This window comes from Ignatzschineria rhizosphaerae (assembly GCF_022655595.1).
GTDB lineage: Bacteria > Pseudomonadota > Gammaproteobacteria > Cardiobacteriales > Wohlfahrtiimonadaceae > Ignatzschineria > Ignatzschineria rhizosphaerae.
This window is the reverse complement of the sequence record NZ_CP093379.1, coordinates 1,733,063-1,755,656: the sequence shown is the minus strand read 5'-3', so window position 1 is coordinate 1,755,656 and position 22,594 is coordinate 1,733,063. Positions and strand designations below refer to the sequence as shown.

At 39.1% G+C, this 22,594-nt stretch carries 22 protein-coding genes; 14 read left to right on the top strand and 8 right to left on the bottom strand.

The genetic code is table 11. The annotated features are described in order from the left end of the window. The first annotated feature begins 38 nt into the window (after window positions 1-38). The 14 genes from MMG00_RS07625 to guaA all read left to right on the top strand — a co-directional run bounded on the left by MMG00_RS07625 (window position 39) and on the right by guaA (window position 14,361). Window positions 39-1,214: a phosphoglycerate kinase gene (locus MMG00_RS07625; protein WP_242147034.1), complete on the top strand. Its 1,176-nt coding sequence runs from the start codon at window positions 39-41 to the stop codon at window positions 1,212-1,214. 2 nt (window positions 1,215-1,216) lie between these two features. Further along, entirely contained in the window at window positions 1,217-2,740 is a 1,524-nt protein-coding gene (rng, locus tag MMG00_RS07620; protein WP_242147032.1) for a ribonuclease G, read from the top strand. Between the two features lie 272 nt (window positions 2,741-3,012). Beyond that, window positions 3,013-4,608, top strand: a complete 1,596-nt coding sequence (locus MMG00_RS07615) for a flavin monoamine oxidase family protein (protein ID WP_242147030.1) — start codon at window positions 3,013-3,015, stop codon at window positions 4,606-4,608. Between the two features lie 199 nt (window positions 4,609-4,807). Next, window positions 4,808-6,031 (top strand): bifunctional phosphopantothenoylcysteine decarboxylase/phosphopantothenate--cysteine ligase CoaBC, encoded by a 1,224-nt coding sequence (gene coaBC / locus MMG00_RS07610; RefSeq protein ID WP_242147027.1) that lies wholly within the window; start codon window positions 4,808-4,810, stop codon window positions 6,029-6,031. A 43-nt stretch (window positions 6,032-6,074) separates the two neighbouring features. After that, window positions 6,075-6,485, top strand: coding sequence for a rhodanese-like domain-containing protein (locus tag MMG00_RS07605; protein WP_242147026.1), 411 nt, complete (start codon window positions 6,075-6,077; stop codon window positions 6,483-6,485). Between the two features lie 228 nt (window positions 6,486-6,713). Continuing rightward, window positions 6,714-7,073 carry an MmcQ/YjbR family DNA-binding protein gene (locus MMG00_RS07600; RefSeq protein WP_242147024.1) on the top strand — a complete coding sequence of 120 codons (360 nt, stop codon included), beginning with the start codon at window positions 6,714-6,716 and terminating at the stop codon, window positions 7,071-7,073. A 240-nt stretch (window positions 7,074-7,313) separates the two neighbouring features. Continuing rightward, on the top strand, window positions 7,314-7,745 hold the full coding sequence (locus tag MMG00_RS07595) for a YqaA family protein (protein ID WP_242147022.1): 432 nt from the start codon (window positions 7,314-7,316) through the stop codon (window positions 7,743-7,745). Window positions 7,746-8,044: 299 nt separating this feature from the next. Then, window positions 8,045-8,971, top strand: a complete 927-nt coding sequence (locus tag MMG00_RS07590) for an AEC family transporter (RefSeq protein WP_242153389.1) — start codon at window positions 8,045-8,047, stop codon at window positions 8,969-8,971. A 58-nt stretch (window positions 8,972-9,029) separates the two neighbouring features. Next, window positions 9,030-9,899, top strand: coding sequence for a DMT family transporter (locus MMG00_RS07585; protein WP_242153386.1), 870 nt, complete (start codon window positions 9,030-9,032; stop codon window positions 9,897-9,899). A 114-nt stretch (window positions 9,900-10,013) separates the two neighbouring features. Further along, complete coding sequence (locus MMG00_RS07580; protein WP_242147021.1) at window positions 10,014-10,709, top strand: hypothetical protein; 696 nt, start codon at window positions 10,014-10,016, stop codon at window positions 10,707-10,709. A gap of 14 nt (window positions 10,710-10,723) precedes the next feature. After that, window positions 10,724-11,527, top strand: a complete 804-nt coding sequence (locus MMG00_RS07575) for an integrase core domain-containing protein (RefSeq protein WP_242153261.1) — start codon at window positions 10,724-10,726, stop codon at window positions 11,525-11,527. 144 nt (window positions 11,528-11,671) lie between these two features. Further along, window positions 11,672-12,034, top strand: a complete 363-nt coding sequence (locus tag MMG00_RS07570; RefSeq protein WP_242147018.1) for a GNAT family N-acetyltransferase — start codon at window positions 11,672-11,674, stop codon at window positions 12,032-12,034. A gap of 52 nt (window positions 12,035-12,086) precedes the next feature. After that, window positions 12,087-12,707: a DUF805 domain-containing protein gene (locus MMG00_RS07565; RefSeq protein ID WP_242147016.1), complete on the top strand. Its 621-nt coding sequence runs from the start codon at window positions 12,087-12,089 to the stop codon at window positions 12,705-12,707. 124 nt (window positions 12,708-12,831) lie between these two features. Beyond that, window positions 12,832-14,361, top strand: a complete 1,530-nt coding sequence (guaA, locus tag MMG00_RS07560; RefSeq protein WP_242147014.1) for a glutamine-hydrolyzing GMP synthase — start codon at window positions 12,832-12,834, stop codon at window positions 14,359-14,361. A gap of 307 nt (window positions 14,362-14,668) precedes the next feature. On the opposite strand, the gene MMG00_RS07555 is transcribed toward guaA, so the two are convergent. The 8 genes from MMG00_RS07555 to MMG00_RS07520 form a co-directional block, all read right to left on the bottom strand. Beyond that, complete coding sequence (locus MMG00_RS07555) at window positions 14,669-15,079, bottom strand: hypothetical protein (RefSeq protein WP_242147012.1); 411 nt, start codon at window positions 15,077-15,079, stop codon at window positions 14,669-14,671. A 36-nt stretch (window positions 15,080-15,115) separates the two neighbouring features. Further along, window positions 15,116-15,604 (bottom strand): hypothetical protein, encoded by a 489-nt coding sequence (locus MMG00_RS07550; RefSeq protein WP_242147009.1) that lies wholly within the window; start codon window positions 15,602-15,604, stop codon window positions 15,116-15,118. A gap of 166 nt (window positions 15,605-15,770) precedes the next feature. Continuing rightward, complete coding sequence (locus MMG00_RS07545) at window positions 15,771-16,226, bottom strand: hypothetical protein (RefSeq protein ID WP_242147006.1); 456 nt, start codon at window positions 16,224-16,226, stop codon at window positions 15,771-15,773. 150 nt (window positions 16,227-16,376) lie between these two features. Beyond that, window positions 16,377-17,768, bottom strand: a complete 1,392-nt coding sequence (locus MMG00_RS07540) for an alanine/glycine:cation symporter family protein (RefSeq protein ID WP_242147003.1) — start codon at window positions 17,766-17,768, stop codon at window positions 16,377-16,379. A 297-nt stretch (window positions 17,769-18,065) separates the two neighbouring features. After that, window positions 18,066-20,822 (bottom strand): valine--tRNA ligase, encoded by a 2,757-nt coding sequence (locus MMG00_RS07535; RefSeq protein ID WP_242147001.1) that lies wholly within the window; start codon window positions 20,820-20,822, stop codon window positions 18,066-18,068. 157 nt (window positions 20,823-20,979) lie between these two features. Beyond that, entirely contained in the window at window positions 20,980-21,135 is a 156-nt protein-coding gene (gene rpmG / locus MMG00_RS07530) for a 50S ribosomal protein L33 (RefSeq protein ID WP_242146999.1), read from the bottom strand. A gap of 10 nt (window positions 21,136-21,145) precedes the next feature. After that, on the bottom strand, window positions 21,146-21,382 hold the full coding sequence (gene rpmB, locus MMG00_RS07525) for a 50S ribosomal protein L28 (RefSeq protein WP_242146997.1): 237 nt from the start codon (window positions 21,380-21,382) through the stop codon (window positions 21,146-21,148). A gap of 124 nt (window positions 21,383-21,506) precedes the next feature. Continuing rightward, a complete protein-coding gene (locus MMG00_RS07520; RefSeq protein WP_242146995.1) occupies window positions 21,507-22,556 on the bottom strand; it encodes a type IV pilus twitching motility protein PilT in 1,050 nt (349 codons plus the stop codon). Between the last annotated feature and the right edge of the window lie 38 nt (window positions 22,557-22,594).

Genomic DNA, 22,594 nt, shown 5'->3' with positions numbered 1-22,594 from the left:
TATTGATATTGAAAGTAGCTTAGTTGCGAGGATTGCAAATGAAATTTAATACTTTAGATGACCTTAATTTAGAAGGTAAACGTGTTTTAGTTCGTGAAGATTTAAACGTTCCTATTCATGATGGACAAATTACATCAGATGCACGTTTAGAAGCTGCTTTACCGACGATTGAAAAGATCCTTGAAAAAGGTGGTGCGGTAATGTTAATGTCCCATTTAGGTCGCCCAACTGAAGGGGAAGAGAGTGATGAGTTTACTTTAGCCCCGGCGGCTGTTTGGTTATCTAATCGCTTAGGTAAGCCGGTCTCTTTAGTAAAAAATTGGATTAATGGGGTTGAGATTCAACCAGGAGAAGTTAAATTACTAGAAAACGTGCGTTTCCTTGCTGGTGAAAAAGCTAATGATGAAGCCCTTTCTAAAAAAATGGCCAATCTTTGTGATGTTTATGTCATGGATGCTTTTGCAACAGCGCATAGAAAAGCAGCCTCTACTTATGGCGTAGGAATGGTGGCTAAAGAAGTTGCCGCAGGAATTTTACTTGAAAAAGAGCTCAATGCTTTAACAAAAGTGATTCAAAATCCAGCAAGCCCAATGGTCGCAATCGTTGGCGGAGCCAAGGTTTCCACTAAATTAACGGTATTAAATGCGTTGATGGATAAGGTCGATCAGCTCATCACTGGTGGCGGTATTACCAATACTTTACTACTTGCAAAAGGCTATAACGTTGGTAAGAGTCTAGTGGAAAAAGATTTAGTGCCAGAGGCGAAAAAGCTTCTTAAACGTGCAGCAGAAGAAGGGAAAGAGATCCCACTTCCAATTGATGTTGTGGTGGGTAAAGAATTCTCAGCAGATACAGAAGCGGTAATTAAATCGATTGATGAGATCGAAGCGGACGATATGATTATGGATATTGGTCCTAAAACAAGTGAACTTTACAGTCAAATCATGGCGAATGCGAAAACAATCGTCTGGAATGGTCCTGTGGGTGTTTTTGAGTTTGCAAACTTTGCTGCAGGTACGAAGTTACTCGGCGAAGCGATTGCAAAAAGTGATGCATTCTCAATTGCAGGTGGCGGTGATACGGTTGCTGCGGTTGAAGAATTTGGTTTAAAAGATGATATCTCTTATATCTCAACAGGGGGCGGCGCATTCCTTGAATTATTAGAAGGAAAAGTCTTACCCGCAGTTGAGATGTTAGAAAAGCGAGCTAATTAAAAATGAATAATAACGAAATCTTAATTAATATTACGCCGAATGAGACGAGAGCTGCTGTTATCAGTAATGCGATCGTCCAAGAGGTGCTTATTGAACGAGATGAGAAGCGCGGGCTAGTCGGCAATATTTATAAAGGTGTCGTTATTCGTGTATTACCGGGCCTTGAAGCGGCATTTGTAGATATTGGTCTTGATCGTGCGGCCTTTCTTCATGTCAGCGACATTCAAACAGGTTGTAGTGAATTTACGCCAGAAGAGTGTGATAGCTGTGAAGATGGGAGCGAAGTTGAGAGAGCGCCCACAAAGCGTAATCCCGAAGCGATTGATATTACCAAATTGCTAACCCAAGGTCAGGAGCTGATTGTCCAAGTCATACGTGATCCATTAGGGACAAAAGGTGCACGTATTACTACACAAATCTCTATTCCCTCTTGCTATTTAGTCTATTTAGCAGATTCAGATGTGATCGGTGTTTCGATTCGTATCGAAGAGGAAGAAGAGAGAGAGCGCCTTAAAAATACGCTACAAAACTATCAAGCGGAGATTCCCGGCGCCTATATTGCAAGAACAGCAGCTGAAGGCGTTGATCCGTGGGTACTTCGCTCTGATATGCAGTTTTTAAATCGTCTATGGAGCGATCTTAAAGAGCGTATTGCTAAAGCAAAAGTTGGTGAGGTGATTTATGGGAATTTTCCTTTAGAGCTGCGAATTTTACGAGATTATATTTCAAAAGATATTCAAAGAGTTCGTATCGATTCAATGGAGGGTTACAAGAGCATGATGGATTTTACCACGCGCTTTTTACCAGAAATGACAGAGCGTATTGAGTATTACGTTGGGCCTCGCGCGATGTTTGATCTCTTTAATACAGAAAGAGAGATTAATCTTGCTTTAGAAAAGCGTGTGGATCTTAAGTCTGGCGGTTATTTAATGATCGAGCAGACAGAAGCGATGACGACAATCGATATTAATACCGGTGGTTTTGTTGGTTTTCGCAACCTCGAAGAGACGATTTATAAAACAAACCTTGAAGCCGCTCAAGCACTTGCTCGTCAAGTGCGCCTGCGCAATCTTGGCGGGATTATCATTATCGACTTTATTGATATGCAAAGCGAAGAGCATCGCCAAGGGGTTTTAGAGGAACTGCAAGAGCATCTTTCTCATGATTATGCGAGAACTTCAATTAGTGAGGTAACTTCTCTTGGTCTTGTGCAGATGACACGTAAAAGAACTCGGGAGAGTCTTGTTCAGCTTCTTTGTGAGCCTTGCCCGAAATGTCAGGGAACAGGTTATGTCAAGACAAGTGCGACAGTTTGCTTTGAGATTTTACGAGAACTTATCCGTGATGGTAAACGTTTCCCGACGTTAAAAGAGTTTTTAGTCTTAGCTGCGCCTGAAGTGATTGAGCGACTACTCGATGAAGAAGCGCATAGTGTTGCTGATCTACAAATTCAAATTGATGCTAATATTCGTCTTCAGCCTGAAGAACTCTACCCGATAGAGCAATTTGATATTGTGCCAATGTAAGATAACAAGCAATAAAAAGCTGATTCTATAGTCTATTTATTATGCTTGTGGGATTAAAAATATTATAAACCTTGTGAAATATTTGTTTTACAAGGTTTTTTTATGCTTAACATTTCTGTTTTTTTTAAAGAAATTTGTTACATTGACTAGATAGTGATTAAAAAAAGATCACAATTGCTTTAATCATTATGACCAGATTATTTGTTGGATGATCAAAATAAGTAGTTTTACATCATATTTATCATGAGTATTAATTATTTTAGGAGGCAAGAATGAATAGTCATAAAGCAATGACTCGACGAGATTTGTTAAAAATGATCGGCTATAGTGCTGGCGCTACGGTGATGTTAAGTGCTATGGGAAGCTTAGGGCATGCAACAACTATGAGTGCCTTAAAAACGGTTGATTTAAAGGGAATGCCTAAAGGCTCTAAGATTTTAATTTTAGGAGGCGGCGTTGCAGGGTTAGTCGCTGCTTATGAGTTTAAACGAGCAGGGTATGAAGCTGTTATCTTAGAGACCCAAAATCGACCCGGCGGTAGAGCTTGGTCTGTAGAAGGTGGGGATCGCTATACTGATACCGATGGGGTTGAGCAAGTTTGTGAGTTTGAAAAAGGGCAATTTTTTAACTTAGGCGCTTGGCGAATTCCTTACTACCATAAAAACATCTTACATTATTGTCGCGAGCTTGATATTAAGCTCGATCCCTTTGTACAACTGAATTTTAATGCGTATTTACAATCTAATGATGCATTTGATGGGAAGCCTAAACGTTTCCGTGAGATTTTCACAGACTTTAATGGAGGAATCTCTTCTCTTTTAGCAAAAGCAACAAATCAAAAAGCGCTGGATGAATTAGTCACCGAAGAGGATCAAAAGATTCTTTTAGAAGCTTTAAAATCATTTGGGGCACTTGATGATAATTACAACTATAGTGAAAGCGTTGCCGTAAGTATGCGCCGGGGATTTGAAAAACTTCCAGGCGGAGGTTTATCCGCAGGATATGTCCCGACAAAACCTATCGAAATGAAAGAGATTTTAAATTCTCGCTTATGGAGTAATTTTGCTTACTTTTTAACCCAGCAATTTCAACAAACAATGTTTGAGCCTCGTGGAGGCATGTCAATGATTGGTAAAGCTTTTGAAAAAGCGTTACCAGAGGTGATCCGTTATAACTCAGAAGTTACAGAAATCCATCAAAGTGCTGATAATGTGACCGTTACTTATGTGGATAAGAGTACAGGTAAAACAGAAACCGTCACAGGGGATTGGTGTTTATGTACTATTCCAACGAGAGTTTTAAGTAACATTAAAATGAATGTGGGTGAGAAACTAAAAGCTGCGATTGATGCGCTCCCCTATGAATCTGTGGTAAAACTTGGGGTGCAGTATAAGCGCCGCTTCTGGGAAGAAGATGAGGCGATCTTTGGGGGAATGTCATTGACAAGTCAGCCAATTACGCATTTTGCTTATCCATCTGCGCCAAATGAGTTTTTAAGTAATGGTAAAGGTATTACTTTAACGGGATATATCACGGGTGATAATAGCCGTAAATTTACCGCAATGGCGCTTAAAGAGCGTATTGATGAGGGCTTAAAATACGCATCGAAAATTCACCCACAAGTCATCGATGAGTTTGATACAGGTTATAGCGTTGCGTGGGATAAAGTTCCGTGGATTTTAGGCGGATATTCTAAATGGTCGCCTGAGTTACGAGAAAAGCATTACCGTAATCTTTGTGAAATTGATGGACGGATTGTTTTAGCAGGTGAGCATACTTCCTACATGAATGGCTGGTTAGAAGGGGCGATTACTTCATCGCTTGATGCAATTAGTCGTATTCATGCTAAGGCGACCTCAAAATCTTAGTCTTATCGGCTACTTTAAGGCGACTTATTGTTTGATAAGTTCAAGAATAATCGCCATTTAAATGAAAACGCTTAGCAATTTGTTAAGCGTTTTTTTATGGGGAGATCGAAAGAATTCAGTCCATAATTAATGATATGATAGTGCCATATTAAAAGCGTTGTTAAGTGTAAAATACCTTAGGTAAAGGAGCCACTATCATATGAATATTCTCTTAGGCGTGAGCGGTAGTATTGCTGCATATAAATCACCAGATCTTGTTAGAAGATTAAAAGAGGTGGGCTTTGATGTGCGCGTTGTCATGACTGATGGGGGGCGAAGTTTTGTAACGCCTTTAACGCTACAAGCAGTTTCAGGATATCCTGTTGTCTATGATCTATTAGATCCGGCACATGAAGCGGGAATGGGGCATATTGAGTTAGCACGGTGGGCAGATCTTATTTTAATTGCGCCAACAAGTGCCAATATGATCGCTAAGCTTGCTGGCGGCTTTGCCGATGATTTATTATCTGCGATCTGTTTAGCGACAGAAAAACCGATAATGCTAGCGCCGGGAATGAACCGCTTAATGTGGGCAAATCAAGCCGTGCAAGAAAATGTGGCGAAACTTGAAGCTCGGGGAATGATCTTACTTGCCCCAGAAAGTGGCTCTCAAGCCTGTGGTGAAATTGGGCAGGGAAGAATGCCGGAGCCTTTACAAATTCGTGATGCAGTAGAAGCATTTTTTCAAGCGCTTCAAAAAGATCATCAAGATGATCAACTTCTTCTTGGTAAAAAAATCGTCATTACAGCAGGACCAACGGTTGAAGAGATTGATCCTGTACGTTATATCAGTAATTATTCTAGCGGGAAAATGGGATATTCTTTAGCCATTGCAGCTCAAAAAATGGGGGCAATTGTCACGCTTATTTCAGGACCTGTGGCATTAGATGCTCCTAAAAATATGGCTTTAGTAAAGGTTAAAAGTGCAAGAGAGATGATGGATGCCACTTTTGAAGCTACTAGAGATGCTGATGTTTTTATTGCCGCGGCGGCAGTTGCTGATTATGCGGTGGCTAATCGATCTGATGAAAAACTTAAAAAAACCGATGATTCAGATCTTTTAACCCTAACCTTTAAAAAGAATCCCGATATCTTAGCAACGATTGCTAAAGGGGAAGGTCGCCCGGCAATCTGCGTTGGATTTGCTGCAGAAACCCATGATATTGAGGCCAATGCATTATCGAAATTACAACGTAAAAATGTAGATATGATCTGCTTAAATGATGTCTCTGGGGGCAAGGTATTTGGCGAGTCTGATAATGAGATGATTCTCTTTAAACGTAGTGGAGAGCCTAAACCCATTTTAAGAGCTGATAAATTAGTCGTTGCCGAGAAAATTTTAGCTGAAATTATTCCCTTATTACCAAAAATGGATATCTGTTAAAGCATATTATCGAGGGGGTATTCAATACCGCTAAGGAGAAGAGATGCGATTATTGCAAGTTTTAGGATTCATTGTAGGCTTAATGGGGATTGGGGGTATCGGTTTTACCCAAAATATCACTATTATGGAGATTGATGAGTATCTCACGCACATTCAAGATTTGCCAAAGAGTGAGTTACAATTGATAGATGTGAGAACACCCGCTGAATACTCTGATGGCACGATTTTAGAGGCGGTGAATATTGATTATTTAGATCCTTCTTTTTCTGAGTCAATTCAAGTTTTAGATAAATCAAAACCGGTATATCTTTTTTGCCGCTCTGGTAATCGTAGTCAAAAAGCAGCTGCCATTATGGCTGAGATGGGATTTAGTGAAATCTATGACTTAAAAGAGGGATATCAAGCTTGGAGTCTGTTTCAAGCTCAAGAGAAAGCTAAAGAGCAAGGACAATAATAAGGCTCTCAATTATCGGAATATTGTCGTGAAGCAGGATTAAAAAAGTCTTTGAGGAAAATTGCCGGCGCGAGATAGTAGAAGCCTGCAAGCATTTCTTGTCGCGGTAAGAGAGAGCTTTTTAAATCGAAGAGGCTACACTTTGAAAAGTGCTGTGTAAGCCTTGCGCTTATTTTAAATAATTTATCGGCTCATAAAGTCTATTGAGCGAGATTTGGAGGATGACTCATGAGTAGACAAAAAGTGATCGAATATATTGAACACCACTGTGGCGCTCTTCCTGAGTATCCATGGCGGCAATACCCTCATTATGCCGTTTTTAGGCATCCTAAAAAAGCCAAATGGTTTGCAGTAATTATGGATGTCGAGCTTAGCAAACTCACGCAAGACTCTCAAAATAGTAAGATTGTAGATATTATAAATCTGAAGGTTTTACCTGAGATTTCGGGCTCTTTAAGGTTAAAGAAAGGGGTTTATCCGGCATATCATATGAATAAAGAGCATTGGGTTTCAATTGTATTAGATGAGGATTTTGAGGAGGCTCAGCTATACACTTTAATTCATGATAGCTATGATTTAATAAAATGATCTTGAAAGGCAATAGCTTGAATAATATTTTTAGCTATTTATCGTAAAATTGGTTTAAAGATCACTGAATCAGATTGCGGGCGCATCGGTTATGAGAAGCGCAATAGCCTTTCTATTTGGTATCTTGCAAGCGGGTTTTCATACTGCATTTTTTATTTTTAAAGCAGCGTTTCTTAAACCGAATCGACTCTATCAGGGCACCTATCAGAAAAGCTTTAGAAAAGAGGATTATTGTTGTTAATGTCTATTTCTGTATATGAAGGATTATGGCTTCTTTTGCTATCAAGTTTTACCTCTTCAACAATATTGCCAGGAAGCTCTGAAGCAGCGCTCGTTGCTTTTATTTATCATTATCCACCCTATATGATATCAGCCTTTTGGGTTGCGACTGTGGGGAATACATTAGGCTCTATTTTAATGTTGATTATCGGGCGAATATTTCCAGAAAAGAAGATCTTATCACCAAAAGTAGAGCGGTTTATTAAACGCTATGGCGCGTGGTCTCTACTTTTTTCAAGCCTACCTATTATTGGAGATCTATTACCAACAGCAGCAGGATGGTTACGGTTAAATATTTTTTACTGTTTGATCACCATTTTTATAGGTAAGGCGATTCGCTATTTGCTGGTTATTTTATTGTTAGATGTAACAAGATCACAGTTTGGCTTTTAAGTTAAAGAGCTATTTCATTTTAGAAAGAGTGCTAGCATTCAACCTAGCTGCTCATCAACCTATTTTAGGGGGATGACTAATGAATAAGTTTTGATCTCTGATTTTATTTGGAAATCACAATACTTCTTATTGTTAATAGCCGGTACTCCGGCATTTAAATCAGCTTGTTTTGAACCTGTTTCACTATAAAATAGGTTCTTACACCGAATCGGCTATATTGATAAAAATTATAATATTCCCTAAAGGTTACAAAAAAGTGGAGAGTAACCTTTAAGATGGATTTGAGAGGATGGATTGTGTTGACCTTTTTTTGGATTCTATTGCCTATTTTTGCAATTTTTATCGTGGGATTTATTGCCCAGAAAATCTTACATTTTGATATTCCTAATCTCTCAAAAATGTCGCTTTATGTATTATCGCCATTTTTAGCATTTAAGACTTTCTATACGTATAAAGTCTCTTTTGATTATCTCTATTATGTAAGTTATGTGTTTGCTCTTTGTCTGATATTGGTGGCACTTGTTTCTCTTATTTCTAAAGCGCTTAAGTTTGATGAGAAAACTCGATGTGGCATGATTTTAGGATCTTGCTTTATGAATAATGGTAATTATGGTACACCGGTGATACTCGCATTTTTCGGCGCAATTGGTTTTGATATTGCCATTATTATGCTCGTATTACAGCAGGTTGTGATGAATACTATTGGTACATATTATGCCGCAAAAGGCTCATCAAAGATGATTGTGGGAAGCTCGGTTAAATTTGCTTTAACAAGGGTTATACGAATGCCGACAGTTCATGGGGCGATATTGGGAGTTTTCCTACAGCTCTTACAGGTTCCTTTAAGTGAATCACTTTATAACTCTATCTCCATGGTTGGGGATGCTTCTATTGTTGTCATTATGGTCATTTTAGGGATGCAATTAGCGAATATTAAGCTTTCCCATATTGCTTATGGCAAGCTCTCTATCAATCTTATGATAAAGATGGTTATCTCGCCATTAGTGGCCCTGTTTTTAGTTCAATGGATGCCGATAGACACCGTTTATAAGCAGATCTTAATTATTTTAGCGGCAATGCCGGCGGCCGCAAATACAACGCTTTTAGCTGTTCATTTTGATACAGAGCCTGAGCTAGTTTCAAGTGCAACATTTATCAGTACCATTGTGAGTTTAATAACCTTGCCCATTGTCTTGTTGTTATTAGGAGTAAGTGTGCCACACTAGGTTATTAATAATAGAGATCTAAGGATCATCTTATGACTATAAATAAGGGGGAGAGATGGTGACGCATCGGCAAGCACTATGGATGGCGCATATCGCCGCAGTACTATTTGGTTTAACCGGTATTTTTGGGGCGGTGATTAGCGGTAGTGCAGAGACGATTACCTTTGGGCGAGCTGTATTTGCAGTCGTTGGATTACTATTAATTCTATTGTGGCAAAAGAAACCCTTAATTCGTGGCATTTCCCTTTTTAAAGGCGCTATGCTACTTCTTTCGGGGAGTTTATTAGCAATCCATTGGGTGACATTTTTTATTGGTGTAAAGGTGGGGGGCGTTGCCGTTGCAACATTAGGTTTTGCTAGTTTCCCGGCATTTATTACATTGGTAGATTGGATTGTCTTTAAAGATCGTATTACGCAAAGAGAATGGATTTTACTGCTTTTAGTCTCTCTTGGGTTGATCTTGGTAACGCCTCAATTTAGCTTTGGCGATAGTGGCACTATCGGGCTTTTATGGGGGATTTTGTCAGGGTTTTCTTTTGGACTTTTAGCCGTTGTTAATAAGCGCGGTGTTCAGGGGATTGATGCGATGCAAGTTGCCTTTTGGCAAAATGGTGTAGTGATGATTCTGCTACTGCCATTTGCACTTTTTGATATGAGATTTCTCTCCACAATAGATTGGTTTTATTTAGCGCTACTTGGAATTTTCTGTACAGGATTATCACATTATCTCTTTGTGAAGAGTTTAGAACAGTTAAATGCTCGCATAGCCGGTATGATTATCGCCTTAGAACCGGTTTATGCCATTGCTTTTGCCTGGTGGTTATTTGGTAGTACACCCACAATCCGAATGCTCATTGGCGCGGCGTTAATTCTCTTTGCGATCGCCTTTTCTTCGAGCAAGAAAGAGCCTATCAAGAAAAATAGGTAGAGGGTTGGATAAATAGGGATCTAATGGCTTTTTAGTCTTGACGATATTATGTGCATTTTGAGGTATGATTAAGCCGTTGATTAACGATAGTCTCGGTAAAGTGTTAGGAATATAATGAGTCAGTTAGAGTCTAATTTAAAACGATCAGAAAAAGCATGTTCAGGAAAACAACCTCCAAAAAGAATCAAGCGATTTTTGTGGGGAATCATAGTATTTTTGATACTTTTAGGGACAATATTTCATGAATCGCTCTATGTGAGACTGATGAGTTTAGGCGATACTTATGGTTATCAGTCAACGCCAGAATTGAGTGTTTTAGAGTATGTTTCTAAAGAGCGATCACGGCTTGGAGAAGATTATTACCCAGTTACTGAAAATATTGAAGTTAAAAAGGTGGAGATAACACCAGATCAGCATTTTCTTTTTTATATTGATTATGAAGACAATGCTATTGCAGGTCTTGCGATCTGCGCTCGTAGAGATCTTTTAAATAATTGGTATGTGAGTGATTCGATGCGTAATGGGACATTTAGTACATGGCGTGGTGAAACGTGTAGAACAACGTTGGCAGGTGAGGATTTTTGTACTAAAAACCCTTATACAAAAGCAGAGATAGAGGCTTATATCACAGAGCAAATGGCAAAAGTAAGTCATGCGCAGATGGAGAATAGATGTCGCTTTAGAGATTATACGCATGATCCGGAATGGGCGGCATTTCAAGAATCGAAGAGAAAACAAAAGGGACTAATTGATGACAATAAAGACCGATCAATTAACTGTAGGATTTTATCGCGTTGTTTACAGTATTAGGAGAAAATACTGTTATGAATATCCATCGAAAAACAAAATTAACGCCGTTTCATCGAGAAGAGATTTGGCGATTACATCATCAAGAAAAATTTACCGTAACCTATCTAGCTGAGCGTTTTATGGTAAGCAGACCTACGATCTATAAAGTACTAAAACAAGGTAGATTGAACTTGTTTGTGCCATTAGCTAGTAAAAATGAACGTTATAGAACAATTAAGTATGGCATTAAACGTCTTGCAAAGATTGAAAAATCTATTGAAGAGAAACTTAAAAAGAGGGCTAAACGTTATAACAAAAACTATCCTGGCGAGATGGTCCATGTGGATACTAAACGGCTCCCTCTTTTAAAAGGAGATCTTAAAAATCGCACTAGAGAGTATTTATTTGTAGGAATTGATGATTTTTCAAGAGAACTTTATGCCGGTATTTATCCTGATAAATCACAGTTTAGTGCTGCTGAATTTCTTCGATGGGATCTGTTAGAACAGTGTCCCTATACTGTAGAATGCACCTATTCGGATAATGGTCGTGAGTATAAAGGTACATCAGAACATGCCTTTGTCGAAATGTGTCTAACACATAAGATTAATCAAAAGTTTACAAAGCCAGCTTGCCCTCAAACGAATGGAAAAGCAGAAAGAGTCATTCGAACACTCATGGAAATGTGGCATAATCAGGAGGAGTTTATCAGTTCAGATGATCGGAAAAAGAAGCTAAAACGATTTTTGAACTATTACAACACAGTAAAACCTCATAAGGGTATTAATGGTTTAACGCCTTATGAAGTTTTAGAAAATTATTTTAACACTGAAGTGTAAACAACCCGCCGATTTCTAACAAATTAACAATTAAAACGGATCATTTACCAGAGCAATTTGAGATAAGGGCTTTTATGGATAAAGATCAGTATGAGGCGGTAGCTCTTTATATCTCTGTCTTCTCAGCCCCCCCCTTGGGGAGATGTGTTAGTAGAAGAAGAGATAGCACTATTTTTTCAGCGCTTACAAGCTTTAAATACCTTTAGAGGGTTTGTTTTGGTTGATATCATTACGCAAAAAATTGTAGGGGCATCTTTAGGCTTTATTCGTCCTTGGTATGGTGGCGAGCAGTATCATTTAGATTCTCTTTATATTGATGTGGCGTATCAAAATCAAAAATTAGGCTCATATTTTTTAACTACTATTAAGGCATTACTACAAGAATCGGGAGTACCGGCAATATTTCTTGATACAGAAAAAGGGACTGATGCTGAGTTCTTCTATCAAAAAAATGGGTTTACTCCGTTAACAGAATCTGTGAATTATGTATATATGTTAGAAAAATAATCTTGATAGTAATTGAGGATACTTTTAAGGCGTCATGATTGAAAGGATAAAGATGAAAGAATCTCAAAGCAGAGAAATGAAAGCGGAAGAAGATGTTGATATTGAGGTCAGTATCAAGTCATGGGCTTCTAATGAGTTAAAGGAATATAAAGCTCAAGAAAAGTTAGCCCCTTACGTATTTCATATCAGTTTAAAAGGGCGCTATGGTCGATTAAATTACTTAAATTCACTGTGGCAAATTCAATTGCTGGCACTCCCTTTTCTATGGAGCGGGTTATTAATTATAGGTGCCTTAACGCCCTCTTTTATAGAAGCGATGATTTTTTTGATAGGCTTGATGCTCCCTTTTGGTTTGTTAACACTTCGAGCAATGATTTTACGTTTACATGATCTTAATTGCTCTGGTTGGTGGAGCCTTTTGGCATTATTATTGTTTATCCCCATTGTTGGGCCTCTACTTATTGCGGCGTTAGAAATCGCTTTATCCTTTTACCCCGGAAGTAAGGGGGATAATCGCTATGGTAGCCCTTCAAAGCAAGGCAGCCTTTTCGGATTACTTTTAGCGTTAGTAACGATCTCTCTATCGATCTACATCTTTGTGGTATTAGTGGGTGAGGGATATATCAAAACTGGAACAATGGGGTTATTGGCACATTTTTCTGACTTCTTTTAAAAAATTTATAAAGTAAGGGAGATTGCGCCTTCTTTATAAAATTTCTTTAGAAAGATCGTATTTTGGGGAGAATTTTATATAATACGTTAAGTGTTTGTAAACCATGCTTTAAGGAGCACATTTGATGGAAAAGATCATCGTATTAGATTACGGCAGCCAATATAACCAATTAATCACACGAAGAATTCGTGAAATCGGGGTCTTTTCAGAATTGATTTCTCATAAAATCTCGGCAAAAGAGTTAGCTGCGTTGAAGCCATCTGGCATTATTTTATCGGGTGGCCCAAATAGTGTTTATGCAGAGAATGCATTTTCTATTGATCCTGAGATTTTTAATCTTGGTATTCCGGTATTAGGAATCTGCTATGGAATGCAGTTGATGACGCATATACTTGGCGGTAAAGTTGAGAAAGCGGCGAATCGTGAATATGGATTAGCATTTTTGCATATCGACCCTAAAAAGACGACGATGTTCGCAAAATTACCAGAAAAGCAATCTGTTTGGATGAGCCATGGGGATTTAGTGACAAAAGTTCCTCAGGGTTTTGAAGTAACAGCTTATAGTAGTGATTGTCCGATTGCGGCGATGGAATGCGTGGAGCGAAATTTTTATGGTGTTCAATTCCATCCAGAAGTCAAACATTCAGAGTATGGTTTAGACCTTCTAAAGAACTTTGCTTATGAAATTTGCGGCTGCTCTGATAGTTGGCATATGGATACCTTTATTCAGCAAGAGATCCAAAAAATTCGTGATCTTGTGGGAGATAAAAAGGTCCTTTTAGCCCTTTCTGGCGGCGTTGATTCCAGTGTTGTGGGTGTTTTGTTGCAAAAAGCCATTGGCGATCAGTTAACCTGTGTTTTTGTGGATCACGGCTTACTTCGTAAAGGGGAAGGGGATCAGGTAATGGAGAGTCTTGCCGGTAAATTTGGGCTCAATATTATTCGGGTCAATGCAAAGGATCGCTTCTTAGAAAAGCTTAAAGGGGTAAGTGACCCTGAGCAAAAACGTAAAATTATCGGTAATGAGTTTATCTATCTTTTTGATGATGAAGCGAAAAAACTTCAAGATATTGATTTCCTTGCGCAAGGAACGCTCTATACCGATATTATTGAAAGCGGCACAGATACGGCAGAAACAATTAAATCCCATCATAATGTCGGTGGCTTGCCGGAAGATATGAAGTTTAAGCTTATTGAGCCACTTAAGACGCTCTTTAAAGATGAGGTGCGGGCCCTTGGAATTGAGCTTGGAATGCCGCATGATTTAGTATGGCGACAACCATTTCCAGGACCTGGTCTTGGGATTCGTGTGCTTGGTGATATCACCGAAGAAAAATTAGAGATTGTTCGTGAAAGTGATGCTATCTTAAGAGAAGAGATTAAGATTGCCGGCTTAGAAGGGGACATCTGGCAATACTTTACGGTATTAACTGGCTTGAGAAGCGTTGGTGTGATGGGGGATTCCCGTACCTATGATTACACTATCGCCATTAGAGCCATTACTTCAATTGATGGAATGACAGCTGATTTTGCGCGTATTCCATGGGATATTTTACAGAAAGTTTCTGTAAGAATGGTCAATGAAGTGAAACATATTAATCGCGTGGTTTACGACATTACGAGTAAACCCCCTGCAACTGTAGAATGGGAGTAAAATTATGGATGATGAAGAGTAGTTTTTCTTAAAAGCCCGCCGAGCGGTCGCCGGCGATGATATATCAAGTTGCAAAAAGAGAAGGTCTTTTATAAGCCTTCTCTTTTTTTTGAGCTATTACTAATATAATCGATTCGGTTTAAGAAAAACTATCTTAAAAATAAAACAGGACAGTGTATGAATCAAACTAGTTTGCACAATGCCGGATAGAACGACTTCTGTACTTCTGATAACCGATGCGCCGGGAGTCTTGTTCAGTCACTTTTAAACCGGTTTCCCCATAAGATATTCAATCAATAACCTTTATTTAAGCGGCCATTAGTTCTTGGATTAAGCTTGTTTTATCCGCTTCATTTAAGAGGACTCTAGCCGGCACTCGGTAGACAGTTTCTACTTGGGATACTTGGGCTTTGATGATCTCTAAATCGCTCTGATCGGCTTGTGTGGGGAGAATGATGCCTTTGCATTTTTCTTTAAAGAGATCGCGATTTTTCTTGAGCCATAAAATAATCTGTTTGCGGGCAGCTTGCGAGACTTCTGGGTCGATATTGGCAAAGGCCTCAGGGTCAAAGGTGGGGTAAAAGAGCACAAAATTTTCATGGTGATGAAAAAGATATTCCATCTCTTTTAACCATTGATCTGTTGTTTCAACGCTATTAGGAAAGTTGGTAATATTAACTTGTGGGAAGTTCTCAATAGAGAGGATTTGGAAGTTCATAGGAGAATCCTTTAATAAATAGTCTGATTTTATAAGTTAGGAAGAGATTTTATGGATGCCAGCTGTAGGCATATCCCAAAAATCATAAAGAAGGGCGCTAGAGAGGGTTGTGAGATCTTTAGGATGATAGAGAATTTCTGTGGGAATGCGGTAGAAAGACTCTAATTCGTCACGATGAATCTCGATAATAGGAAGATCACTATCATCTTCTTTTATGGGTAAGATAATGCCTCGGCATTTTATTTTTAATAATGCTCGATTTTCTTGAAACCAAGCTAAAGCCATTTTACGAGCAGCTTTGAGCGATTGAGGTTCTGCTTGATCAAAATATAGAGGATCAAAGGTCGGGTAGATCAAGACAAAGTCTTGATATTGTGCTAATAGCTCATTCATCTCTGTGAGCCATAAATTCATTTCAGGCAGCGTAATTGGAAATTTAGAGATGGTGACTTCTGGGTAATTTTGAAGAGACAGTAGCTTGAATGGCATAGATAAAAACTCTTTAAATGTGATGTTATTTGTCAATCTATCTCATTTGAGTTTTGTTATCAAACAGCTTTTTCTTAAAAAAAAGGGATGATTGCTTCATCCCAATATTTAATTTAAATCATTATTTAAAGTTGCCATAAAAGCGCTATTTTATGAAAAATCAAGGCTTTTATTTTTGAATTTTCACACACTTTTTTGATCTTTATAATGCCGGCACTTTATGAAGATGCATCGAATGCGCATCCCAACAATCATGAATCAAGGCATGTGCTAGTAATGGTAAATCTTGAGGGTGATAGAGAACTTCTGTAGGAATTTTATAATAAGACTCAATCTCTTCACGATAGACTTCGATGATCGTAAGATCATTGGTACCCTCTTGAATAGGTAAGATAATCCCCCGGCATTTCTGTTTTAATAGCGCTCTTTTTTCATGGACCCATTGCGTCACAAGTTGGCAACAAGCCTTCATTTCCTCTTTATTTTGCTGTTCAGTTTGGCAAAGATCTGTGGCATTGTAGACCAAGACAAAGTCTTGATAACCATCTAAGAGCATATCCATTTCAGTAAGCCATGATTGGGTATTTTGAAGCGTCATAGGAAAATCAGACATCGTCACTTCAGGGAAGGTCTCTATAGATAGTAATTTAAATTGCATGGACAGATCCTTTAATAAGAGAGCAATCGTTACATTAATGAGAGCGCATTTTAGCGCTATTTGAGGTAAAAAGGTATAAAAAAGGATGCTTATCGCATCCTTTTGACTATTTATAGATCACTTCTTGTCTTTAGGACAAAAGCTACAGCTTTAATCATCCCAACAATCTGTATTTTTTAAGCCTTTGATATTTTTAGCTTTAAAGACAGGATCTTTCCCCATCTTCAATTGTCGGTAAAAATCATCTGCCACTTTAAAGGCAACATTACCGAGAACCGCAATGACGACTAAGTTAATAATGGTCATCAATCCCATAAATAGATCGGCAAGGTTCCAAACAGTTTTCATACTCATAATAGCCCCAAACATCACCATCGCTAGAACTAAAAGGCGATAAAAAAGTAGTGCTGAGGAGTTGTTTTGAATAAACTCAATATTGGTTTCACCATAGTAATAGTTTCCAATAATAGAGCTAAATGCAAAAAAGAGAATCGCAATTGAGATAAAGTATTTTGCCCATTCGCCCACTTGAAGCGCAAGAGAATGCTGGGTTAAGATCACGCCATCACCATGGGCATCGCCTGTGTAAAGCCCTGACAAGAGAATAATAAAGGCTGTAGCAGAACAGACAATAATGGTATCGAAAAATACGCCTAAGCTCTGTACTAAGCCTTGTTTTGCAGGATGCGTTACATTTGCTGTAGCGGCGGCATTAGGAACAGATCCCATTCCTGCTTCATTGGAAAAAAGCCCACGGCGAGCACCTTGCATAATAGCAATTCCTAAACCGCCTCCAGCAAATTCTTTTAATCCAAAGGCGCTTTCAACAATGAGTAGAAACATCTCAGGGACTTTTGTGATATTGATTGCCACAACATAAAGGGCAATACCCACATAAAATACAGCCATAACAGGTACGCAAACTTGTGTAAAACTTACCACGCGGCGAACGCCTCCGAAGATGATAATGCCGGTAGCAACGACTAAAGCTGCGCCAATATAGATGGTGTCAAAGCCAAAGACAGAGTTAAAAGATTGGGCGATTGTATTAGATTGTACAGAGTTAAAGATAAAGCCAAAAGTAATCGTTAGGAGGATCGCAAAGATAACGCCGAGCTTTTCCCAGCCTAATGCTTTTTTCATATAGTAAGCAGGACCACCGCGAAAGTTTTCACCATCTTTTACTTTATAGACTTGAGCTAGTGTACTTTCGATAAATGCAGTAGACATTCCAAGGAGTGCAATCATCCACATCCAAAATACAGCGCCAGGACCACCGACTGCAATTGCAAGTGCTACTCCTGCAATATTTCCCGTACCTACGCGGCTAGCGGCACTAATGGTAAATGCTTGGAAGGCTGAAACGCCATCGTTCCCAGGATTTTTTTCAATGGTAACTCTGAGCATCTCTTTAAAGAGTCTAATCTGGATAAAACGAGTTCTGATGGTAAAGTAGACGCCTAAGGCTAGAAGGAAGGCGATTAGAATATAAGTCCAAATAAAGTCGTTAATTGGGCCTACTAGCCAAGTGATAAAGCTCATGGTTGCTCCTCATTGCTCTACAATTATTAAAACAAAAGACCCCATAGGATAATTCTCTATAGAAGAGAAATCTAGAAAAAATTATGACTTTTTCATGAAATTTTTAAATAAATGGCTGATAAACAACACTTTAAAAAAATAACAATCGCCTTGAAATTCTGTATCTATGAGGGTATTCAATGTTTTATAGGGTAGCTTGCTCATAAAAAAAGAGCAACTAGATTTAGTGGCTCTTTGATTGTTATTTGTACATAAAATAGTTAGTGGTGGACTTGGAAGGGCACCCCTAAATCTATTTTAGAGTGCTTCAATTTTGATAAGTTGTTGTTTTAATTCTTGAAGCTGATTTTCAGCATCTTGAAGTTTAGCACGTTCACCTTCAACCACAGCTGCCGGTGCTTTATCGGTAAAGCCAGGATTTGAAAGTTTTCCTGTAAGTGCTTTAATCATGGGTTCAATTTTACCGATTTCACGATTTAATCGAGCAAGCTCTTGTGTTTTATCGATAAGCCCCGCAAGTGGAATTAAGAGGCGCATTTTACCAATGACAACAACCGCAGATTCAGGGGCTGTGCCTTCTACTTTTGTAAAGCTCTCTAGGCGTCCCATGCGTTGTAAGAAATTCATATTTTTCTCAATACGCTCAAGATCTTGTGTTGAAGCATTTTCATAAAGCACATCAAGCGGTTTTCCAGGAGAGATATTCATCTCACCACGAATGCGGCGAACAGCTAATAGAACATCTTGTAACCACTCAACTTCAGCTTCAAGCGCTGTATCACGAGCTTCTACTTTCGGGAAGCTTGCAACAGAGATACTAACGCTTGTTTTAAGGCTAGATTCGATCTCAGTGAGTTTTTGCCAGATCTCTTCAGTGATATAGGGCATAAATGGATGAAGTGCTTTTAAAATAGCATCTAAAACAAAGAGAAGGTTATAGCGAGTCGCTGCTTTCTCATCTTCACTATAATCGCCATTTAAGATCGGTTTTGTTAGCTCAAGATACCAGTCACAGAACTCATGCCAGATAAAGTCATAAAGCGCTGCTGTCGCAAGGTCAAAGCGATAGCCTTCAATGTGACGATTCACTTCAGAGAGCATATGGCTTAAACGTGAGTTAATCCATAGATCAATGTGAGAAAGTTTTGCGGCATTTTCCCGAACATCTTTCTCTTCTGTATTCATAAAGACAAAGCGTGATGCATTCCAGATCTTATTACAGAAGTTTGAGTACCCTTCAATACGACCGACATCAAAGATAATATCGCGGCCATTTGTCGCAAGTGATGTAAAGGTAAAGCGAAGGGAGTCTGTTCCAAATGCTTTAATACCTTCAGGGAAGTGACGACGAGTATCGGCTTCAATACGAGCGGCCATTTGTGGTTGCATCAATCCTGTTGTACGTTTTTCAACAAGTGATTCAAGATCAATTCCATCGATAAGATCGATTGGGTCTAAAACGTTCCCTTTTGATTTACTCATCTTCTGACCATCTTGGTCACGAACAAGTCCGTGGAAGTAGACCTCTTTAAAAGGAATTTCATCCATAAAGTGAAGGCCAAACATGATCATTCTTGCAACCCAGAAGAAGATAATATCAAAACCTGTTACAAGTACAGATGTTGGGTAGTAAGTCTCAAGCTCTTTTGTTTTCTCCGGCCAGCCAAGTGTGGAGAAAGGCCAGAGTGCTGATGAGAACCATGTATCTAGTACATCTTCATCTTGTGAAAGCTGAGCGCTTGCATCGATATTATTTTCACGGCGGACAGTCTCTTCATCTTTACCCACATAGATATTACCCTCATTATCATACCAAGCAGGAATACGATGTCCCCACCAAAGCTGACGAGAGATACACCAATCTTGGATGTTGTTCATCCATTCAAAATAGGTATTTTCCCAGTTTTGGGGGATAAATTTAATATCTTTGTTTTTAACTGCTTCAATCGCAGGTTTTGCTAGCGTCTTTGCATCTACAAACCACTGGTCAGTAAGGTAAGGCTCAACGATCTGATTGGTGCGATCACAACGAGGGATCATAAGTTTATGCGGTTCGATTTTATCGAGTAAGCCCATCTTTTCAAAATCTGCAACAAGCTGTTTACGCGCATCAAAACGATCAAGTCCACGATATGCTTCTGGCATTTCATCATTGATTGCCGCATCATCTGTGAAGATGTTGATCATGGGTAAATTGTGACGAACGCCCATCTCATAGTCATTAAAGTCATGAGCTGGCGTAATTTTAACGCAACCTGTTCCAAATTCAGGATCGACATAATCATCTGCAATGATCGGGATTTGACGATTACAAAATGGAAGATCAATCATTTGCCCAATATATTTAGCGTAGCGTTCATCTTCAGGATGAACAGCAACAGCTGTATCGCCAAGCATTGTTTCAGGGCGAGTTGTGGCAACGACTAAGTATTCATTAGTTCCTGCAATCGGGTAGCGAAGATGCCACATTGAGCTCTCTTCTTCTTTAGATTCTACTTCAATATCAGAAACGGCAGTTTTAAGGATAGGGTCCCAGTTTACAAGGCGTTTACCACGATAAATCAATCCCTCTTTATAGAGCTCGATAAAGACTTTTTGTACTGCATCAGAGAGACCTTGATCCATGGTAAAGCGTTCACGTGACCAGTCAGGGCTTGCACCCATACGGCGAAGTTGTTGCGTGATATTACCACCAGATTCTTCTTTCCACTCCCAAATACGCTCGATAAACGCATCACGACCTAAATCATGACGAGTTTGTCCGTTAGCATTGAGTTGTCTCTCAACTACCATCTGCGTTGCAATACCAGCATGGTCCGTACCTGGTTGCCAGAGAGTATTTTTACCTTGCATACGGTTATAGCGAATTAAAAGATCCATAATGGTATCTTGAAACGCATGCCCCATGTGGAGGCTTCCCGTAATATTAGGTGGGGGAATAACGATGCAGTACGGTTCTTTTGAGGTATCTCCATTTGCTTTGAAGAGATCATTTTGTTCCCAAAATTGGTACCACTTTTTTTCAATTTGTTCTGGTTGATAGCTCTGTTTCATCTACTAATTCCAAGTCGTGTAAAAGCATTAAAATGTAACTGAAAAGTATAACATTAACTTCTAATTTAGTCGCCTCATAGTCCATGAGTTACCTTTTCTGAAAGCAAAAAAAACTAGCCCTAGAGCTAGTTTTTTGCTGAGACCGGTTAATACTATCTTATTTTAAGCGGGCTTCAGTGTAAAGAACGTGTTTACGAACAACTGGATCGTATTTTTTGAATTCTAACTTTTCAGTTGTTGTACGTTTGTTCTTATCGGTCGTGTAGAAGTGACCTGTACCTGCTGAAGATACTAATTTTACTTTTTCTCTCATGATCTACTCCTTAGAATTTTTCGCCCTTAGCGCGAAGATCTGCTAAAACTGCGTCGATACCTTTTTTATCAATGGTACGAAGACCAGCTGGAGAGATACGAAGAGATACGAAACGATTCTCACTCTCAACCCATAAGCGATGAACTTGAAGGTTTGGAAGGAAACGACGACGTGTTCTATTGTTTGCGTGGGAAACGTTGTTACCAGTCATTGGTCCTTTCCCAGTTACTTGACATACTTTACTCATGATTAATAACCCTGATCTTAATTGTAATATTAACCCCGGCCGCCAGCTAGAAAATCTTTATGTGCGGACTGAACCCACGAATTATAGTGGAAAATTCTCCCTATTGCAATAATTTGACGCTCGATTACGAATAGATTTCGGGATTAAGTAAATTTTGTGCCTTTTCGGCTAACAAGTCGGAAAGTATACCACTTTTTTGTAAAAATTCTAGGTGTTGTGAGAATGTTTGCATGCCAAATTGTCGACTAGTCTGAATAGTACTGGCTATTTGAGAGATTTGGTTATCTCTTATTAGATTAGAAATTGCGCTATTGACGGTCATAATCTCAAATAAAGCATAACGTTGTTCATCAATTGTGATTAATTGTTGCGCAATAACCGCCTTTAATGTTTCGGCAAGCTGGCTGCGAATTTCTAGAGCCCTCTCAAGAGGGAAGTAGCTTAAGAGTCGATCAATAGTTTTAGAGGCAGATTGTGTATGAAGTGTCGCAAATACTAAGTGGCCCGTTTCGGCAGCTTGTAGCGCAAGATGCACCGTCGCCTTATCTCTTAGCTCGCCAATCACAATAATGTCAGGATCAGCTCGTAAGGCGTCTTTAAGTGCATGATTAAAAGCATTTGTATGAGTGTTGAGTTCTCGCTGCTCTATCAGAGATTTTGTTGATGTAAAGATTCTTTCAATGGGGTCTTCAATAGTGATGATATGTTTTTCTTGATGCTGAGTGATCTCGTGAATGAGCGCCGAGAGGGTTGTTGATTTACCGGATCCAGTTGCGCCGGTGATCAGTATTAATCCACTTTTTGATTGAGTGAGTGTTGTTAAAAAGGGCGGCGCATGAATTGCCGCTAGAGTTTTAATCGTTTCGGGAATCAGGCGAAAGACAGCCGTTAATCCTTGCATGCTTTGAAAGAAATGCGCCCGAAGACGAATCGCAATATCATTATTAATTTTCAAGGTGCAGGCAAAGTCAATAGCATGAGATTGCTGAAAATGCGTTAGCTCCTTATCTGTTAAGAGGGAGAGTAAGCAGGTAGTAAGGGGCTCTTTTGGTAGTTTTGAGGTGGTAATGGCTTGTAAGTTTCCATTATGGCGAATAAATGCTGGGCGATTAACGCAAAGATGAAGATCAGATGCCCCTTTTTGATTTGCAAGCTTCAGAAGATTCACCAGCATTATTTTTTCCTTTGATATTTATAATAGATAAATATAGG

Bases quoted from the DNA above. Each gene is read 5' to 3' on its own strand.
- MMG00_RS07625 (WP_242147034.1), top strand. From the start codon at position 39: ATGAAATTTAATACTTTAGATGACCTTAATTTAGAAGGTAAACGTGTT.
- rng (WP_242147032.1), top strand. From the start codon at position 1,217: ATGAATAATAACGAAATCTTAATTAATATTACGCCGAATGAGACGAGA.
- MMG00_RS07615 (WP_242147030.1), top strand. From the start codon at position 3,013: ATGAATAGTCATAAAGCAATGACTCGACGAGATTTGTTAAAAATGATC.
- coaBC (WP_242147027.1), top strand. From the start codon at position 4,808: ATGAATATTCTCTTAGGCGTGAGCGGTAGTATTGCTGCATATAAATCA.
- MMG00_RS07605 (WP_242147026.1), top strand. From the start codon at position 6,075: ATGCGATTATTGCAAGTTTTAGGATTCATTGTAGGCTTAATGGGGATT.
- MMG00_RS07600 (WP_242147024.1), top strand. From the start codon at position 6,714: ATGAGTAGACAAAAAGTGATCGAATATATTGAACACCACTGTGGCGCT.
- MMG00_RS07595 (WP_242147022.1), top strand. From the start codon at position 7,314: ATGTCTATTTCTGTATATGAAGGATTATGGCTTCTTTTGCTATCAAGT.
- MMG00_RS07580 (WP_242147021.1), top strand. From the start codon at position 10,014: ATGAGTCAGTTAGAGTCTAATTTAAAACGATCAGAAAAAGCATGTTCA.
- MMG00_RS07575 (WP_242153261.1), top strand. From the start codon at position 10,724: ATGAATATCCATCGAAAAACAAAATTAACGCCGTTTCATCGAGAAGAG.
- MMG00_RS07565 (WP_242147016.1), top strand. From the start codon at position 12,087: ATGAAAGAATCTCAAAGCAGAGAAATGAAAGCGGAAGAAGATGTTGAT.
- guaA (WP_242147014.1), top strand. From the start codon at position 12,832: ATGGAAAAGATCATCGTATTAGATTACGGCAGCCAATATAACCAATTA.
- MMG00_RS07555 (WP_242147012.1), bottom strand. From the start codon at position 15,079: ATGAACTTCCAAATCCTCTCTATTGAGAACTTCCCACAAGTTAATATT.
- MMG00_RS07545 (WP_242147006.1), bottom strand. From the start codon at position 16,226: ATGCAATTTAAATTACTATCTATAGAGACCTTCCCTGAAGTGACGATG.
- MMG00_RS07540 (WP_242147003.1), bottom strand. From the start codon at position 17,768: ATGAGCTTTATCACTTGGCTAGTAGGCCCAATTAACGACTTTATTTGG.
- MMG00_RS07535 (WP_242147001.1), bottom strand. From the start codon at position 20,822: ATGAAACAGAGCTATCAACCAGAACAAATTGAAAAAAAGTGGTACCAA.
- rpmG (WP_242146999.1), bottom strand. From the start codon at position 21,135: ATGAGAGAAAAAGTAAAATTAGTATCTTCAGCAGGTACAGGTCACTTC.
- rpmB (WP_242146997.1), bottom strand. From the start codon at position 21,382: ATGAGTAAAGTATGTCAAGTAACTGGGAAAGGACCAATGACTGGTAAC.
- MMG00_RS07520 (WP_242146995.1), bottom strand. From the start codon at position 22,556: ATGCTGGTGAATCTTCTGAAGCTTGCAAATCAAAAAGGGGCATCTGAT.